19 protein-coding genes are annotated in these 15,459 nt (G+C 69.0%); 14 read left to right on the top strand and 5 right to left on the bottom strand.

Going from position 1 to position 15,459, the window contains the following annotated elements; translation table 11 throughout:
- Window positions 1-9: 9 nt before the first annotated feature.
- On the top strand, window positions 10-150 hold the full coding sequence (locus KIK05_RS29735) for a hypothetical protein (protein ID WP_214414190.1): 141 nt from the start codon (window positions 10-12) through the stop codon (window positions 148-150).
- A 73-nt stretch (window positions 151-223) separates the two neighbouring features.
- Entirely contained in the window at window positions 224-838 is a 615-nt protein-coding gene (locus KIK05_RS29730; protein ID WP_250563694.1) for a TetR/AcrR family transcriptional regulator, read from the top strand.
- A 202-nt stretch (window positions 839-1,040) separates the two neighbouring features.
- On the opposite strand, the gene KIK05_RS29725 is transcribed toward KIK05_RS29730, so the two are convergent.
- Together KIK05_RS29725 and KIK05_RS29720 are read right to left on the bottom strand one after the other, a co-directional pair.
- Window positions 1,041-1,496, bottom strand: coding sequence for a GNAT family N-acetyltransferase (locus KIK05_RS29725; protein ID WP_214414189.1), 456 nt, complete (start codon window positions 1,494-1,496; stop codon window positions 1,041-1,043).
- A 533-nt stretch (window positions 1,497-2,029) separates the two neighbouring features.
- On the bottom strand, window positions 2,030-3,115 hold the full coding sequence (locus KIK05_RS29720) for a helix-turn-helix domain-containing protein (RefSeq protein ID WP_250563693.1): 1,086 nt from the start codon (window positions 3,113-3,115) through the stop codon (window positions 2,030-2,032).
- 100 nt (window positions 3,116-3,215) lie between these two features.
- Here KIK05_RS29720 and KIK05_RS29715 point away from each other — a divergent pair, with 100 nt between their 5' ends.
- From KIK05_RS29715 to KIK05_RS29690, 6 genes are all read left to right on the top strand, one after another.
- Entirely contained in the window at window positions 3,216-4,409 is a 1,194-nt protein-coding gene (locus KIK05_RS29715) for an MFS transporter (protein WP_214414188.1), read from the top strand.
- Entirely contained in the window at window positions 4,406-4,651 is a 246-nt protein-coding gene (locus tag KIK05_RS29710; protein ID WP_250563692.1) for a hypothetical protein, read from the top strand. Before KIK05_RS29715 ends, KIK05_RS29710 begins: the two co-directional genes overlap by 4 nt.
- Window positions 4,652-4,866: 215 nt before the next feature.
- The gene (locus KIK05_RS29705; protein WP_214414187.1) at window positions 4,867-6,282 is read left to right on the top strand and encodes an Ig-like domain-containing protein; all 1,416 of its coding nucleotides are present in this window, start codon (window positions 4,867-4,869) and stop codon (window positions 6,280-6,282) included.
- 192 nt (window positions 6,283-6,474) lie between these two features.
- Window positions 6,475-7,074: a dihydrofolate reductase family protein gene (locus KIK05_RS29700; RefSeq protein WP_214414186.1), complete on the top strand. Its 600-nt coding sequence runs from the start codon at window positions 6,475-6,477 to the stop codon at window positions 7,072-7,074.
- Window positions 7,075-7,125: 51 nt separating this feature from the next.
- Complete coding sequence (locus tag KIK05_RS29695) at window positions 7,126-7,449, top strand: YciI family protein (RefSeq protein ID WP_214414185.1); 324 nt, start codon at window positions 7,126-7,128, stop codon at window positions 7,447-7,449.
- Window positions 7,446-8,681: an RNA polymerase sigma factor gene (locus KIK05_RS29690; protein ID WP_214414184.1), complete on the top strand. Its 1,236-nt coding sequence runs from the start codon at window positions 7,446-7,448 to the stop codon at window positions 8,679-8,681. Before KIK05_RS29695 ends, KIK05_RS29690 begins: the two co-directional genes overlap by 4 nt.
- A 235-nt stretch (window positions 8,682-8,916) precedes the next feature.
- On the opposite strand, the gene KIK05_RS29685 is transcribed toward KIK05_RS29690, so the two are convergent.
- A complete protein-coding gene (locus KIK05_RS29685) occupies window positions 8,917-9,975 on the bottom strand; it encodes an SDR family NAD(P)-dependent oxidoreductase (protein ID WP_214414183.1) in 1,059 nt (352 codons plus the stop codon).
- On the opposite strand from KIK05_RS29685, the gene KIK05_RS29680 reads away from it, so the two are divergent.
- From KIK05_RS29680 to KIK05_RS29670, 3 genes are all read left to right on the top strand, one after another.
- Complete coding sequence (locus KIK05_RS29680) at window positions 9,952-10,524, top strand: TetR/AcrR family transcriptional regulator (protein WP_214414182.1); 573 nt, start codon at window positions 9,952-9,954, stop codon at window positions 10,522-10,524. The genes KIK05_RS29685 and KIK05_RS29680 overlap by 24 nt on opposite strands.
- 199 nt (window positions 10,525-10,723) lie before the next feature.
- Window positions 10,724-11,341 carry a TetR/AcrR family transcriptional regulator gene (locus KIK05_RS29675; RefSeq protein WP_214414181.1) on the top strand — a complete coding sequence of 206 codons (618 nt, stop codon included), beginning with the start codon at window positions 10,724-10,726 and terminating at the stop codon, window positions 11,339-11,341.
- Window positions 11,338-11,931, top strand: coding sequence for a cupin domain-containing protein (locus KIK05_RS29670; protein ID WP_214414180.1), 594 nt, complete (start codon window positions 11,338-11,340; stop codon window positions 11,929-11,931). Before KIK05_RS29675 ends, KIK05_RS29670 begins: the two co-directional genes overlap by 4 nt.
- A gap of 63 nt (window positions 11,932-11,994) precedes the next feature.
- Here the strand turns inward: KIK05_RS29670 and KIK05_RS29665 are convergent, their stop codons facing one another.
- Entirely contained in the window at window positions 11,995-12,726 is a 732-nt protein-coding gene (locus tag KIK05_RS29665) for a dienelactone hydrolase family protein (RefSeq protein WP_214414179.1), read from the bottom strand.
- A gap of 391 nt (window positions 12,727-13,117) precedes the next feature.
- Here KIK05_RS29665 and KIK05_RS29660 point away from each other — a divergent pair, with 391 nt between their 5' ends.
- The 3 genes from KIK05_RS29660 (at window position 13,118) to KIK05_RS29650 (ending at window position 14,627) form a co-directional block, all read left to right on the top strand.
- Entirely contained in the window at window positions 13,118-13,633 is a 516-nt protein-coding gene (locus KIK05_RS29660) for an FAD-dependent oxidoreductase (RefSeq protein WP_214414178.1), read from the top strand.
- Between the two features lie 287 nt (window positions 13,634-13,920).
- The gene (locus KIK05_RS29655; RefSeq protein ID WP_214414177.1) at window positions 13,921-14,070 is read left to right on the top strand and encodes a hypothetical protein; all 150 of its coding nucleotides are present in this window, start codon (window positions 13,921-13,923) and stop codon (window positions 14,068-14,070) included.
- Complete coding sequence (locus KIK05_RS29650) at window positions 14,067-14,627, top strand: GNAT family N-acetyltransferase (RefSeq protein WP_214414176.1); 561 nt, start codon at window positions 14,067-14,069, stop codon at window positions 14,625-14,627. The genes KIK05_RS29655 and KIK05_RS29650 overlap by 4 nt, the downstream gene beginning before the upstream one ends.
- 136 nt (window positions 14,628-14,763) lie before the next feature.
- Here KIK05_RS29650 and KIK05_RS29645 read toward each other — a convergent pair whose 3' ends face one another.
- A complete protein-coding gene (locus KIK05_RS29645) occupies window positions 14,764-15,201 on the bottom strand; it encodes a site-specific integrase (RefSeq protein ID WP_214414175.1) in 438 nt (145 codons plus the stop codon).
- Between the last annotated feature and the right edge of the window lie 258 nt (window positions 15,202-15,459).

Raw genomic sequence — 15,459 nt, 5'->3', positions numbered from 1 at the left:
CGGGGCCGCGTGCGTGGCGGCCGTCAGGACGGCGACCAGCTCGCGCAGCTCGATCGGCGGGCCGGGGGAGTCGGTCGCGGCCTGGCCGTACCAGAGGTCGAAGCGTTCGGCGAGCTCGTCGAGCTCGGCCTGCAGCGCATCGACCGATAGGACGCCGTGTGGCCGGCCATCTCGCTCATGAACTCCGCAACGTTCATAACGAGATTACTGTAATAATAGAACTATGAGAATGACAAGGGCCGAGGGCAAGGAGCGGAACCGGCGGGCACTGCTGGAGGCCGCGCGCCGGATCGTCGCCCGCGACGGTCACCGGGCCAGGTTGGAGGAGATCGCCGAGCAGGCCGACCTGACCACCGGCGCCGTCTATTCGCTGTTCGGCAGCAAGAACGGCCTGCTCATCGCCCTGGTCTCGGAGTACCTCGGCCCGCACTACGACGGCATCGAGCAGGCCGTGCCCGCCGGCATGGGCCTCGTCGAGGCGGTGGAGGTCTTCGCCCGCCACTACCATCGCCTGTGTGACGACCCCGACGCGCTGCGCCGCCTGTCGTTCGAGATCAGCCTGCAGGACCTGGCCCTACGCGACCCCGAACTGGCGCCCAAATTCGCCGCCTCCGTCCGGGCCCATGAGGAACGCCTGATCGCGCTGCTGTCCGGCAGATCCCACGATGGGGCCGCCGTCACTCCACGGCAGGCGCAACGCCTGGCCACAGCGCTGCGCGCGCTCATGATCGGCCTGAGCCAGGGCATCCTCCTCGGCCTCGCCGACGCGGCCCCTGAGCAGTATTTCGCCGCCGCCGCCCGCGCCCTGGTCAGCCCCGATGTACTCGGACCACCGTGAGCGTCCCTGCCCACAGCACTCCGTGGCCGTCGCGGCGACGATCAAACCGCGCCGATCAGTGCACGGTGCCGCTCGATGGTTCAGGACGGTGGGTCACCGATGAGCGTAAGACGGCCGCCGCCTCGCCAGGCTGCGGCGGCCGCCGGACATCCCTCTTGCAGGCCGGACCAGATTCGGTGAGGAACAACCGTCTCCGGGCCACCTACAGGAGAGGATCAGGTTTCTGGGGCGACAGTTCCTTGCGCATGAGCACCGCGGACCGGCCCTCCAGTTCCTGGCGGCCGGTCTCCACGTAGCCCAGTGACTCGTACAGGGCGATGTTCGAGGCCATCTTGACGTTGGTGTAGAGGCGCAGAGCCGGTAGCCCGAGCCGCGAGGCCTCCTGCTCGGCGAAGGCCATCAAGCTCCGCCCGATACCCCGGCCATGCCGGTCGGGGCGGACGGCGACGTTGTCGACCAGCAGCGCGCCGTCCTCCGGGATCAGCACGATGATCCCGTCAAGCCCATCGGTGACGTGCACGTGCCCCGCGGCGACCAGGGCATCGTAGTCGGCTTCCATCGGCAACGGCCGCGTGCCCGTGATCTCCACCCACGGCCGGTAGGCGTCGTGGACCAGTTTCTCGATGGCAGCCACTTCCGCTGCCAGCGCCTTTCTCATGTGCTCAAGAATGCCAGTAGCCGCAGGTGTCTTACTCAGCGGTGTCGTCACCGTCATGGCTTTCGGCCTGTGTGTCGCCGGCGCGAGCGGTCGAGTTCGTCGCGCGACGCCTGATGGGAGGAGGCTATGCGCGCAAGTGGCGGCTGACGTCGCCGACCAGGTGGATTCGGACGTGGCGCTCCACGAACCGCCAGAGCCCGTCACGGCGCTCGAAGCGGTCACGGTAGCGTCCTGCGGCGCTGGAGGCAGTGTCCCAGATCACGGGCCCGGCTCGGGGAGGACGCGGTCCAGCGCATCGTCCGCCTCGTGCAGGACGCAGGACGCCGGCGAACGACCACGTGCGGCACATCGGCGGTGATGTCCAGGGTGACATCCACTCCGGCCGCCCAGGCGCGTGGGGTCGTCCCTCAGCCAGGGACGGACCGGCTGCCCGCGGGCAGCAGGCGGTCGCGCCGGTACTGCTCGCGCGGCCTGCCCGGTCGGACGATGTTGCGAAGGCGGCGGCCGCTCGCGTTCCGGCGGACCGAAGCTACTCAGCGCAGTACGGCCGTCAGCAGGTCGGCGCCCAGCGCCGTCAGATCGGGGAGATTGAGGGTGTGACGGACGTAACGACCGTGCCGCCGGGCCGTGAGCAGGCCCGCGCGGCGCAGGACAGCGAGGTGGCGGGAAACCTCCGGGGGTGAAAGTTCCCAGGCGTGGGCCAGCTCACCGGTGGTGTGCGCGCCGCGGGCGAGGGTGCGCAGCAGCCGCAGTCGTACCGGATGCGCGAGTGCCTCCAGCCGTAGCGTGACCGTTTCCAGCGACACCGGCTCCGATGGACTCGCCTCGGCCACCGGGTACTGCACCACCGGCTGCCACCCCGGCGCGTGGACCACCACCAGGTGCGGGCGGCCGAAGACGCTGGGGAGGAAGGTCACCCCGGAGCCATGGGCGGTGGTCGCGTTGTCCTGCAGCTTGTCCACGATGATGCAGTTGCCGTCCGGCGCCAGGGTGACGGCGCCGGAGACCGACGCGAGCGCCGCCCCGATGCCCTGGTGCTTCAGCAGATCGTTCTTCAGGCGCAGGTCGGTGGCGATTCGCACGGCGACGCCCGTCCAGGCGGCGTCGAAGAAGGCCTCGGCGCACTGTTCGAGGGTGTGACGCACCCGCGCCCGCACGGCGGCCGGGTCCGCGAGCAGCCGTTCCGCGAAGGCCTCTTGGAGCGCGCCGCGGGCCTGGGCCAGGTCCAGGGCCCGCTCGCGCGCCGCCGCGTCGGCGAGCGGCGACGGCGCGGCGAAGTGGACCCGGTTGCTGCCGCACGTGGTGATGAGCGCGGCGGTCACATAGGTTTCATCGTCGATCCGGTCTACATCGTCCAGCTCCTCGGCGAGGGTCGGCCGAGGACGAGCGGGGACCAGGAAGTCGGCTCGCGAGGAACGCCAGAGGAACTCCGCCTCCCGCAACCGCTCGGCCAGCTCCGGCCGCAGCCCGGCCCAGACGTCCCCGGCCCACCCGGCGAGCTGCGGGTGGTGCCCGGGTTCGGCCAGCACGTGCAGCATCGCGGTCAGCTCGGCCAGCGGGGAGGCGGCGAACCGCAGTCGCCCGGACGGCAGGCCGTCGATGTCGATCCTCAACGTCATCCCCTCATCATCGCTGGTCGGATGGCCGACGACCGCGTCGGTTGACGGTGTCCGTCAACCGACACAGCCCGCCCCGGCGGCCGAACGCATCGTTGACGCCATGGCGACCACCACCAAGATCCAGCCGCGCGCCCTCGTCCGTGCCTCCGGAGGCCCCCGCTATGCCGTCGCCCTGGCCGTGGACGCGCTCGGCACCGGCCTGCTGCGGCCCTTTCTGTTGCTCTACGGGGTGACGGTGCTGAGGCTGTCCGCGTCGGTCACCGGCGTCGCCATGACGGTCGGCGTCGTCGTGGGTCTGGTGTGCATGCCCGCGGTCGGCCGATGGCTGGACCGGGGCGCACGCAGCACGGTCGTGGCGGCGTCGATGCTGGTGCGGGTGCTGGGCGTGGCGCTGCTGCTGGCCGCCCCGGCGGGGCACGTCTGGCTGTTCGCGACGGCGGCACTCTTCCTCGGCATCGGCAACCAGGCATGGCCGGCCGCCCATGCCGCCCTCGTGGCCACGGTCGCCCAGGGCCGCGAACGTGACGCCGCTCTCGCGGGAGGCCGCGCCCTGCGCAACGCCGGCCTGGGCGCGGGCGCCCTCCTCGCCACCGCATGCCTGGCAGGCGGCACCACGGCATTGCAGGCGCTGGCAGCCGTCACCGGGCTCGCCTATCTCGCTGCGGCGGCCTTGGCGTGGTCGGTCCACCTGCACACGCATCCGGCCGCCACTCCGGCCAAGGACAGGGCCGGCGGGCCCGCACCTCGGATGCGCACGCTGCTGGCTGCCAACGTGGTCTACGTCTTCTGCCTCAACGTCCCCGAGATCGCGCTCCCGCTGGTCCTGGTGACACAGTTGCACGCATCCCCGGTGTGGCCGGCGGCCATCTTCGTGGCGAACACTGTGCTGGTGGTCACCCTGCAGGTTCCGGTCACCGTCCTGATGTCCCGCTTCTCCCGGCGGACGGTGCTGGCTCTCGCCGGCGTGGTACTCGCCGCCTCCTACCTCGGCTTCCTCGCGGCCACCTCACTGGGACACGGCTGGGGTGCGCCGGCGGTCGCCACGGTGTCCGTGGTCTGCACCATCGGCGAGATCATCTATGCCGGCAGCGCCACCGCGCTCGTCACCGCCCTCGCCCCCGCCCATCTCCTGGGACGCGCCCTCGCCCGCTTCCAGCTCTCCACGGGCTTCGGCCTCGCCGTCTCCCCGGCGGTCATCACCGCTCTCGCCTCCCACGGCTCGGCCGCCCTCTGGGGCGGCCTCGGCGCTGCGACGCTCCTCTCCGCCTCCGCCGTCGCCGCCGAGAAAGGATGACGGCAGGGCGACCGATACCCACACAGGACGACGTGCTCGGGTACTTCGACACGCCGTCGAACTGGGGACGGTGGGGCGACGACGAGCTCGGCACGCTGAACCACATCACCGACGACGTCCGGCTGGCGGCGGCGCGGGCCGTACGCCACGGCAGGAGCGTGTCGTGCGCGTGGGAGGTCGCCGTACCGAAAGACATGGAGCGGCCGCGGCTCAGGTTCGACCTCGCCCACCTGGAGCCGTGACAGCTGACCCTTGGTGGCATCGCCTTGGGGCGCACGGATATGTGCCGTGAAGTCCGTGGCGGGGGAGGCCTCGCGGCGGCGCGCACGTCGGGGCCGGGAGCGCGACACGAAGATCACGTGATCAGTCACTGATCGAAGTTGATACATCGCGATGAGTAGCGTCGCCATGAAGTCGATCTACGAGGGCACTCCTCACGACAGAGTGGAGTTCAGTCTTGCTATCACCCAGATCCGTGCTCACCGCGCTGACCTGCGCCTTGCCGGCGCTGCTGACCATCTCAGGGGCGCAGCCGGCGCGGGCCGCCGAGGCCCACCCCACCCGCGTGCGGCCGGCCGCCGCCCAAGCCGCCTATACGCCGTGTGTCCGGCAGGGGCAGGCGAACTACCCGGTCAGCTACTACTGGAAGAACGCGCTTGGCATGCAGCTGGGCAGCGGGTCGGTCTCGGTCGTCACCTCGCCGTCGCTGTGGGGCGGGCAGATCGCTCCGGGTGGCACCTTCACCCTCACGCTGACGCACCGCACCGCCCAGTGGCCGCTGCTGGTCAGGACCTACACCACCACGTGGGATCTGGCGTCGCTACTGGCCGGTGCCGATGTCGTCGGCCAGTCGGGAGCCGGCACCATCAACGGCACCACCTTGACGATCACCTCACCGGGTACCAAGACCGACCCGCCCGCGAAGGTCATCACCTTCCGGGTCCGGCAAGGCACCATCGGGCGCAGCATGACCATCCGGCCGACCGGGATCAGCAGCGTCATCGCCGCGCCGGGCCAGCTCGGGAACAACACCCCCGCCCCACCGATCCAGATCGTGAGCGGACAGTCCATCTCGCCCACCAAGGCCGTCGACGACACCGCCACCACCCAGCAGGACACGGCCGTCACCATCCCCGTCCTGGCCAACGACACCGCGACCGCACCGGTGATCAGCAACCTCACCCAGCCCGCCAACGGCACCGCGACGATCTCCGGCGACAACGTGATCTACACGCCCGCCAAGGGCCTCAGCGGCACCGACACCTTCACCTACACCGTCACCACCGCCTGCGGGACCAGCACCGCCACGGTCACCGTCACCGTGACCTGCGCCTACAAACCGGTCAGCCTGATCAACGGCAGCTTCGAGGCGCCTCCGGTGGCCACGGCCGACTGGAACATCCCCGACGCCTCCACCAACCCGAGCGTCGGCTGGCACACCACCGCCACCGACCGCAAGCTGGAGTTCTGGCGCAGCGGAGCGGGCGAGGGCCCGTCCGCCGACGGCCGGCAGTTCGCCGAACTCAACGCCAACCAGGTCTCCACGCTCTACCAGGACCTGCCCACCGTCCCGGGAACCCCAATGACCTGGTCGCTGTACCACCGAGGCCGCCTCGGTACCGACACGATGAGGGTGCTCATCGGCGCACCAGGCGCGACCGTGGCCCAAACTCCTGCCGGAGCCTCCTCACCGGACATCACCGACGGCAACACCGCCTGGGGCCACTACACCGGCGTGTACGTCGTCCCGCCGGGCCAGACCGTCACACGATTCGCCTTCGAGTCCGTCTCGGCCGCCGGCGGCAGCCCTACGGCCGGCAACTTCCTGGACGGCGTGACGTTCCAGACACCGCCCTGCCTGCCGATGAAGTAGCAGCAGTAACAGGCCGTCCGCTCCGCCGGCACCGACGGAGCGGACGGCGCCTCACCCTTGGCCGCCGGCGGATGGCGTCCCGGAAAGTTTCTCGAAGAAATCCGGCCTGCGGTGTCGGATCGGGGCGGTGGTGTTCGTAGCAGGGGTGAGGCCGCCCGCGAGGGGCGGCGCCGAGGTGGAGGAACCGCGATCATGAAGCTGACGACCATGACTCAGGTCACCGTCGATGGGGTGATGCAGGGAAACGGCGGTGCGTCAGAGGAGGACCGCAAGAACGGATTCGAGCGCGGCGGATGGGCCCGGGGGAAGGGCGACGACGAGACCAGGGCGTTCATCACGCAGACCGTCCAGCGCGCCGAGGCGTTCTTGTTCGGCCGGCGCACCTACGAGTTCTTCGCCGACGCCTGGAAGATGTCCACGCATCCCATCGGCGTGGCCTTCAACGAGGCCCCCAAGTACGTTGCCTCGACCACGCTCACCGCGCCGCGCTGGAAGAACACGACCGCTCTGCGCGGTGACCTCGCGGCGGCCATCAGTGAGCTGAAGGCCAAGCCCGGGGGTGAGCTGCAGGTGCACGGCAGTGGCATCCTGACCCGGTGGCTGCTGGAGAACGACCTGGTCGACGAGATGATTCTGCTCGTGTTCCCGGTGATCGTCGGCCAGGGCGCGAGACTGTTCCCGGAGACCGGTCCGGATCTTGCGCTCGACCTGGTCGAGTCGAGGGTCGACTCGAAGGGCGTGACGACCCAGGTCTACCGGCCGGCCGGGCGCCCGCGGTATGTGACGGCCTGAGGTCCCTGCCACCGACCCCGCTGTCTTGACACCACAGGAGATGATCGTCAAATGCGATACCTGGTTTCCGTGATCGATGACAAGAGCAATCCCGGCAGCACGGACAGGCGGCCTGCCATCAGCGCGTTCAACGAACGACTGATCGCCGAGGGCTACTGGGTTTTCTCGGGCGGACTCGCGGACACCGACGCGGCCACGGTCATCGACAACCGGGGCGAGCAGGTGGTGTTCAGCGACGGGCCTTTCGTGGAGTCGAAGGAGTACCTGGCCGGCGTCTGGGTGTGGGAGGCCCCCGATCTGGATGTGGCGCTCAAGCTCGCCGCCGAGGCGTCGAAGGTCTGCGATCGGAAGATCGAGGTGCGGCCGTTCCTGTGAGCGACATCGACAAGGCGATCACCCGGGCCCACCATGAGGAGTGGGCCCGGGTGGTCGCCTCCCTGACCAGGCGCTTCGGTGACCTCGACATCGCCGAGGAGGCAGCGGCCGAGGCGTTCGCGACCGCCGTCGAGCGGTGGCCGGCCGACGGCGTACCGCCCAATCCGGGCGCGTGGCTGACCACCACCGCCAACCGCAAGGCCATCGACCGGATCCGGCGCGAGAACAAGCGCGACGACAAGCACAAGGAGGCTCAGATGCTGCACGACAACACCCCATCGGAGCCGCTGGGCGCCGTCGACGACGACCGACTCCGGCTGATCTTCACCTGCTGTCACCCGGCGCTGGCGGTGGAAGCGCGCGTGGCGTTGACTCTGCGCATGGTCGGCGGTCTGACCGTGCCCGAGATCGCCCGTGCCTTCCTGGTGCAGAGGACCACCATGGAGCAGCGCATCACCCGCGCGAAGGCAAAGATCAAGGCGGCCGGCATTCCCTATCGGATGCCGTCCGCCGAGGCCCTCCCGGCACGCGTCTCCGGCGTCCTGGCCGTCCTGTTCCTCATCTTCAACGAGGGCTACCTGGCCAGCGGCCCCGACACCGATCCCGTACGACACGACCTGACCACCGAGGCGATCCGGCTCACCCGCCTGATCCGCGCGCTCCTGCCGCAGGACGGAGAAGTGGCCGGCCTGCTGGCGCTGATGCTGCTCATCGAGGCCCGCCGCCCCGCCCGTATCTCGGCCGGCGGCGAACTGGTCCCCCTGGCCGAGCAGGACCGCGGCGCCTGGGACGCGGAACTGATCGCCGAAGGCCATCGGCTGGTACGCGAACGCCTGGCCGCTGCCGCGGTCGGGGTGGCTCCGGGGCGCTATCAGATCCTCGCCGCGGTCAACGCGGTGCACACCTCCGCCCGCGACATCCGCGACACCGACTGGTCACAGGTCCTCGCCCTCTACGACCAGCTGGTCCGCCTCGACCCCTCGCCGATCATCGCCCTCAACCGGGCCATCGCGCTCGCCGAGCTCGACGGCCCGGAGGTGGCACTGGCGGCCGTCGACCGTCTCGAGGACAGGTTGGCCGGCTATCACGCCTACCACGCCACCCGCGCCGACCTGCTGCGCCGGCTGGGTCGCGGCCGGGAATCGCGCGCGGCCTACGACAAGGCCATCGACCTGGCGGGCAACACCGCCGAGACCGCCTACCTGACCCGCCGCCGCGACCAACTGCGGTAGCGCCGAATTCCGGCCGTCCCCTGCAAGGTCTACGACTGGACGGCCGCGGTCGGTGGACGGGCGCGCGACCGCCAGCTGAGTGTGCAGTGTGCGCCGCTCATCGCTCGGTCAGCCGGTGTGCGTCGGCGGATGAGGCTTTTCGGCGAACTCACCGCCGGAACCAACTAGCCCCGCCCCGCGGCTTCACATCCCTGCCTCGTCGTGGCCGCCGTCGCGCAGTGGGAGGCGGGGGAGGTCAGAGGCGGAGCAGGTTGGTCGAGGCCGTCCAGAGGCGCTTGGCGGAAGTGGGATCGAGGGCCCATTCCTTGACGCCGTGCGGGTGCTGCGCGAGGTCGGCGTCGTCCGGCACGGTGTAAGCCTCTTGTGAATCGTCGAGGTAGTGGCCTCCGGAGTGAGCGAACTCCGGGGCGACGGCCGCGACGATGCCGGTGGCGGCTCCCTGCTCGACCGTTTTGTAGGTGAAGATTCCGGCGGCTTCGGCCGCATCGAGCGACGCCTTCTGCCGCGCTGTGAAGTTCCGCTGCAGTCCCGTCGCGACACCACCGGGGTTCACCGCGTTGGCGATGATGCCGTCGGAGGCCCAGAGGCGGGTCGCCTCGACGGCGAAGAGAGAGTTGGCCGTCTTCGATTGGGCGTAGGCGATCTGCGGGTCGTAGCTGCGACGCTCGAAGTGGAGGTCGTCGAAGTCGATGCCGGAACGCATGTGCGCTGTCGAACTGACCGAGACTATCCGTGCTCCGTCGCGGTCGATCGCTCCCAGGGCCAGGGCGTCGTGAAGGCCGGTGGCCAGGGCAAAGTGGCCGAGGTGGTTCGTCGCGAATTGCAGCTCCCAGCCCTCACGCGTGCGTTCGAGGCCGCCGGTGACCACGCCCGCGTTGTTGATCAGCAGGTGAAGCGGGCCGTTCCACGCGTCGACGAATCGCGTGACGGTGGCCAGGTCGGCGAGGTCGAGCCGGACGACTCGAGGCCGGATCCCTCCGGCCGACTTCGCGATCGTCTCCGCCACTGCGTCACCCGCGGTCGTGTTCCGGACAGCGAGCGTCACTTCCGCTCCGGCACAGGTCAACGCCCGAGCGGTCTCGGTGCCGATTCCGGAGGAGGCTCCGGTCACGATCGCGCGGACGCCGGTGAGGTCGACGCCCCGCAGCACCTCGTCGGCAGTGCTGGAGGAGGTGAAGGGCGTGGAGATGAGTCTGCGAGTGACCATGGCGGCGACTATACATACTAGACTTGATTTGTATAGTGCGCCGCTCGCTCGTATGCTCGTTTCATGAGCAGCCCCGAGGTTGGTCACCCGCCCTCGACAGCCACCGATACCGACCGTCGGACCATGGTTCTGGACTCCGCCATGGTCACGTTCGCGCGATTCGGTTACAGGAAAACCTCGATGGAGGAGGTGGCGCGGGCGGCGCGCATCTCCCGGCCCGGGCTCTACTTCCTCTTCTCCTCGAAGGAGACTCTGTTCCGTGCCGCGGTTACCCAGGCCCTGAATCGCGACATCACAGCAGTCGAACACATCCTGGCCGACACCTGCCGCCCCCTTCGGGAGCGTCTCGTCGAAGCGTTCGATCAGTGGGCGGGCCGCTACATCGGCCCACTGACGAGCGATGTCGCGGTGGTCATCGAGGACAATCCCGACCTCCTCGGCGAGATCATCGAGACCCCGCGGCGACGTTTCGAGGAACTGATCACAGACGCGATCGCCATCAAGTCGGGACGAGAGGCGGCTCCCCCTGTCGCCCAGACGATGATCAGCGCATCGATCGGCCTCAAGCATCAGGTCGCATCACGGGAGGTATACCGCGAACGACTGGGGGTGGCCGTCGATCTCCTGCTGAGCTGAAGAGGGCCGACCGCTGAGGTCGACTCCTGCTCCTCGTCCCCGATGTGGGCGGGATTCTCCAGAAAAGGCTTGACGTGGTCGTGCAGCTCGCCGGCGCCGCACCATCTTCCACGCCAACCGAGTCCACGGTCGCGATCGACCTCTACAAGGAGTGCCGATTCATGATGTTAGAGACTAACTTCTGTTAGCCTCTAACATCGTGAGCGAACGAGAACCCGGGCTCCGTGAACGGCGCAAGGCGGGCGTGCGGCGCTCGATCCAGGAGCACGCGCTGGCGCTGTTCGTCGAGCGCGGCTACGACGCCACCACCGTCGCGGACGTGGCACAGGCGGCAGAGGTGTCGTCCATGACCGTCTTCCGCTACTTCCCCACCAAGGAGGACCTCGTCCTCACCGACGAGTTCGACCCGGTCCTGACCGAACGGGTCAGGGCGCGGCCGGCCAGTGAAGGGCCCATGCGACGCATCGCCGCCACGTTGGTCGAGAGCATGGCCGAGACCTCCGAGCAGGACCGGCGCATGCTGCTGACGCGGCTGCGACTCGGCATGGCGACACCCGCGCTGCGTGCCCGGTACCTGGACAACCAGTTCCTCACCCAGCAGGCGCTCGTCCAAGCGCTGCGCGACGACCCGGCCGACCCCGAGGAAGAGTTCCGGCTGAACGTGGCCGCGGGCGCCTGCCTGGCCGCCGTGACCACCGCTCTCGTCCGCTGGGCGGACCAGGACGGTGAACCGGATCCCGCCGAGCTCATGGCCCGCGCGCTGGCCATCGTCACCACCGGCGCGACCCCCCCGAACCCAATTGACGAGGAGGAATGACCGTGCACCAGCAGATCCGCCGCGTGGTCACCGGACACGATCACACCGGCAAGGCGATCGTCGTCAGCGACGAGCACGTCGAGCCCACCAGCCCGGACCTCGGGCAGAAGTGGTCCATCTGGGGCGCGGACGGCCCCATGACCTTTCCTGACAACGGGGAACGCCCGCCGTTCACCGGGCCGCTGCTGCCCCTGCCCGGTGGCTTCCATGTCACCGTGTTCACCTTGCCCCCCGCCTTCAACCCCGACGACCTGTTCGACACCACCGACCGAGTACGCATGGCCGAAATCGCCCGCGAGCACACCGCTGCGACCCACCCCGTCGTCCACGACCCCAACCCGCCCGGCATCTACGGCACCGTCCCCGGCTCCTCGACGATGCACGCCACCGCCTCCGTCGACTGCCTGATGCAACTGAGCGGCGAGTCGGTGTTCGTCCTGGAGGACGCCGAGGTCCGGCTCACCCCCGGCGACTGGCTCATCGTCAACGGCGTCATGCACAGCTGGCGCAACGACCGCGACGAACCGGCCGTCCTGGTCGGCGTCGTCTACGGAGCCCACCACCAAGGCGCACCGCTGCGGCCCAGGTAGGGGCGTCGCTTCCCGCCAGGGAGGAGATGCCGATCGACGTGTCGGTGACCGCAGACGGCGCTGTCAGGCGAGGTGCCGGCGGAAGAACCTGAGCGTGCTGTCCAGCTCGAACACGGGCAGGTCACCATGTTTGCCAGGGTTCGCGTGGAGCGTCTTGTCGGCCGAGGCGAAGGCGTCGAACAGCGCCAGGCTCTGGTCGCGCGGCACGCGCTCATCGTCCCACTGCACCAGGAACTCCACCGGGACGGTGATCAGCGCGGCGTATGCGCCCGACGCCAAGGCCCCGCCAAGGCCCAACACGGCGGCGCGGACCCTGGGTTCGGCGGCGACGAAGGGAACGCCGAGACCGCATCCCAGCGACACTCCCCAGTAGCCCACCGGACCGGCGCCGACGTGCTCGAGCTGCTGGACCGCGTTCAGTACCGCCTGCCATTCCGGAACGGTCTGGCGGGCCACGAGCGCCTGGAATCCGGCGATGAGCGGTGCCGGCTCTTGCCCGGCCTCCACGCGTGCCTGGTTCTCGGTCGCGATGCGGTTGTACTCCTCGACCACAGGTCGGTCGCCATGGCCCGGCACGTCGACCGCCACCACGGCAAAGTCGCACTCGGTGACGAAACGGCGCGCAAGGCCCAGGATGTCGGGGGCCTTCTTGTGCTGACCGCCGCCATGTCCCATCACGATGAGAGGACGAGTACCGGCAGCACCTTCCGGCGTCCACAGAACGCCGGGAATCTCATCGAGGAAGAAAAGTTGTTCGCAGACGCCGTCGGAGGACGTCTCAGAGACGAAGCGCATAGCGTTTCAAGCCTTTCGGGGTACCTTGCGGGCACTCCCTATGCCATGCGGGGGAGGGAGGCCCGAGCTGTCACAGTGTTGATCGGTCTCACCTCCTCGGTTCGCAGTGGTGCACGGCGTCACTGAAGGTATCACCAGGAACCCGCCGCAACCGAGGCAGGCACGTCACTCGTGCACGACCGCGAGTCACACCAGTACAGACGCGCCTCCGGCTACGGCGTTCATCCGGCGGTGTCGGATGCCGGTGTCGGCTGGGGCTGCGGGAGGTTGTCCATTATCAGTCCGAGGGTGAACCATCGGCCGTACGCCGCTGAACGAGCGCTTCGCCGGCCTGGCGCCGGCCTTCGGCTCGAAGATCGCCGGGGAGGGGGTGAGCCTGATGCTCGGAGCTATGCGTTTCCGTACCCCGCCGAAGCAGGCGGCCGAGGAGCTGGCACCCGAGGTGACCCTCCCCGATGTCCGCGACTACGTGCGCTGGGCAATGCTCCTGCCACCGAACGGCTCGCTCGGCGGCCCGACCGCGAAGGAGGCCGTGCTGTCCAGGATGGAGGGCTGGCATCCGGACCTGCGGGCGCTCGTCGAACAGGCCGACCCGGACAACAGCACCCTGCTGTCCATCCGGGTGGTCGAGCCCCGCGAGCGCTGGGCGCCCGGTCCGGTCACGCTGCTCGGAGACGCCATCCACGCCACATCCCCGACCGGCGGCAACGGCGCGAACACCGCCCTGCGCGATGCCGACCTGCTGCGCCGCCGCCTGATCGAGGCCGCCGAGGGCCGCCAAGACCTCCTCGGCGCGGTCGGCGACTACGAGCGGCAGATGTTCGAGTACGGGGGCGAGGCCGTGCGCCAGAGCCTCGCCGCGCTACCCGCCTTCGTCCCGAACCCGGAACGACCCGAGCCTGCATAGGTTCCCCGGCACGCTGAACGTCCCCCGGCTACGAGCCGACCAGTGCCAGATCGAGCACGTCGATTTGAACCGGTCGGTGCCACCGATCGGGGGGAGGAACCGCAGCACCTCCTCGATGGCACGGGGTACCAGACCAGGGCCGGCACGCAGCTGGGCCAGTGCCTCCGGTAGCTCTCCCGCGAGCTCGGCGGGCCGTACTGGCCTTCGAGGAGTCTGAGTGCAGAAAGCAGCGGTAGATAGGTTCGATGACGGTCGCTGTTCCTTCGCAGGCCCTACGGTCCGCGGCCATGCCTTTCGAATTCCTCTCCGGTGAGCAGGTCGCCCGCTACGGACGCCTCCCCGAAGAGCCGTCCCCGGCGGCGCCGGAGCAGTTCTGGCAGGAACTCTCCGAAATTCGCTGGGCGTCTGTCGGACTTTTTGCGATCATCCGCACGTGACAGATGAAGCCGATCGCCAGACGTCGTTCCCCACCAGTTCGAAGCATGTGCGCTTTGTCGAGTTGTCGAGCGCTGCGATGTCCGCTCTGATCGATGGGGATCTGCCCGCAGCCAGCGACACGGCTGGGGTCGCGCTGACTGAGTACTTCGTGACAGATAAAGCGCGGTGGCTGTGGCAGGTTCGCATCGACCAGATGGCCGCCGATCCCCGTCACGCGCGGTGGATGGCGCGGCAGGCGGTGACCGGGCCTGAAGGTGTCGTCATCGGTCATGCCGGGTTTCACGGACCGCCCGATGAGGCGGGCATGGTGGAGATCGGCTACGCCGTCGCTCCTGACTTCCGCCGCCAGGGCTATGGCCGAGCCATCCTGATCGAGTTGTTGCGTCGGGCCGCGGCCGAACCGGAGGTCAAAACCGTACGGGCGACGATCAGTCCCGATAATGTGGCGTCCCTGGCCACGATCGCCGGCTTCGGCTTCGTCCAGGTCGGCGAAGATTGGGACGAAGAGGAAGGCCTCGGACTCATCTTCGAAGTCCCCGCCAACCGCAGCCGCTAGGCGCGACCAACCCGGTGAAGGTTCCCGGTCACAGCAGGACCCTGGGCGGGGTCAGCGGGCGACGTAGCGGCCTTCGAGACTGGTAAAAGTCGTTGATCGAGTGATCTGAGTTCGTGTTTCTGTCTCTGGCTTCTATTCACTGAGCGTGATCGTTTGGGGCGTAGCGGCTCCAGATCCCGCCCGCTTCGGATGCGAGCCGAGTGGTGGTCTTGTCGTGGAAGCCCAGGGCCCGCGCGATGACGGGAGCAGGGGCTTGAAGGGCCAATTGCCGGAGGGCGGCGGTGCGGGCGGCTTGGCCAGAGATGCCGAGGTCGCGGACCAGGTCGGCAAGGCTGCGGTGATGGAGGGGCTGGCCGGCTCGGCGTCCGGGGAAGAGCCAGCGGGCATCGACGTTGGCAGCTGTGTTCATGTTGGTGCGCTCGGCTTTGGCTCGGAGTAGAAGCTCGGCAAAGGGGCCGGGGACCGGTGTCGGTGGATCGCCCAGACGAATGAGGACCTGGCCGTCGGAGTCGTGGACGATGTCATCAAGGGTGAGTCGGACGATGCGGCTGGCGGGCTGGGCATAGAGCAGCATGAGGCAGGCCGCGGCTCGTGACCGGACGGGGCCTGCCGTGTCGTCCAGAGTCCGGTGCAGGAGTTCGAGCCGCCGATGCTGGGTGAGTGGCCGGCCTTCGGCCCGATTCAGCCGTGGCAGGTTGAGCCCTCTAACTAATAACCCTTGAGTTCAACTGAGCTTCTTGGTCTCTCTAGCCCCAGGACCTGGGCGTATCTGCTGGCGCTCCGGCTTCTGCGAACGTTGATGAGACTTCGGGGATTCTGAAGGTCTATCGTC

It is taken from the genome of Sphaerisporangium fuscum (assembly GCF_018531465.1).
Taxonomy (GTDB): Bacteria; Actinomycetota; Actinomycetes; order Streptosporangiales; family Streptosporangiaceae; genus Sphaerisporangium; species Sphaerisporangium fuscum.
Note: the sequence above shows the minus strand (reverse complement) of the source record. Positions and strands in the feature narration are given on the sequence as shown.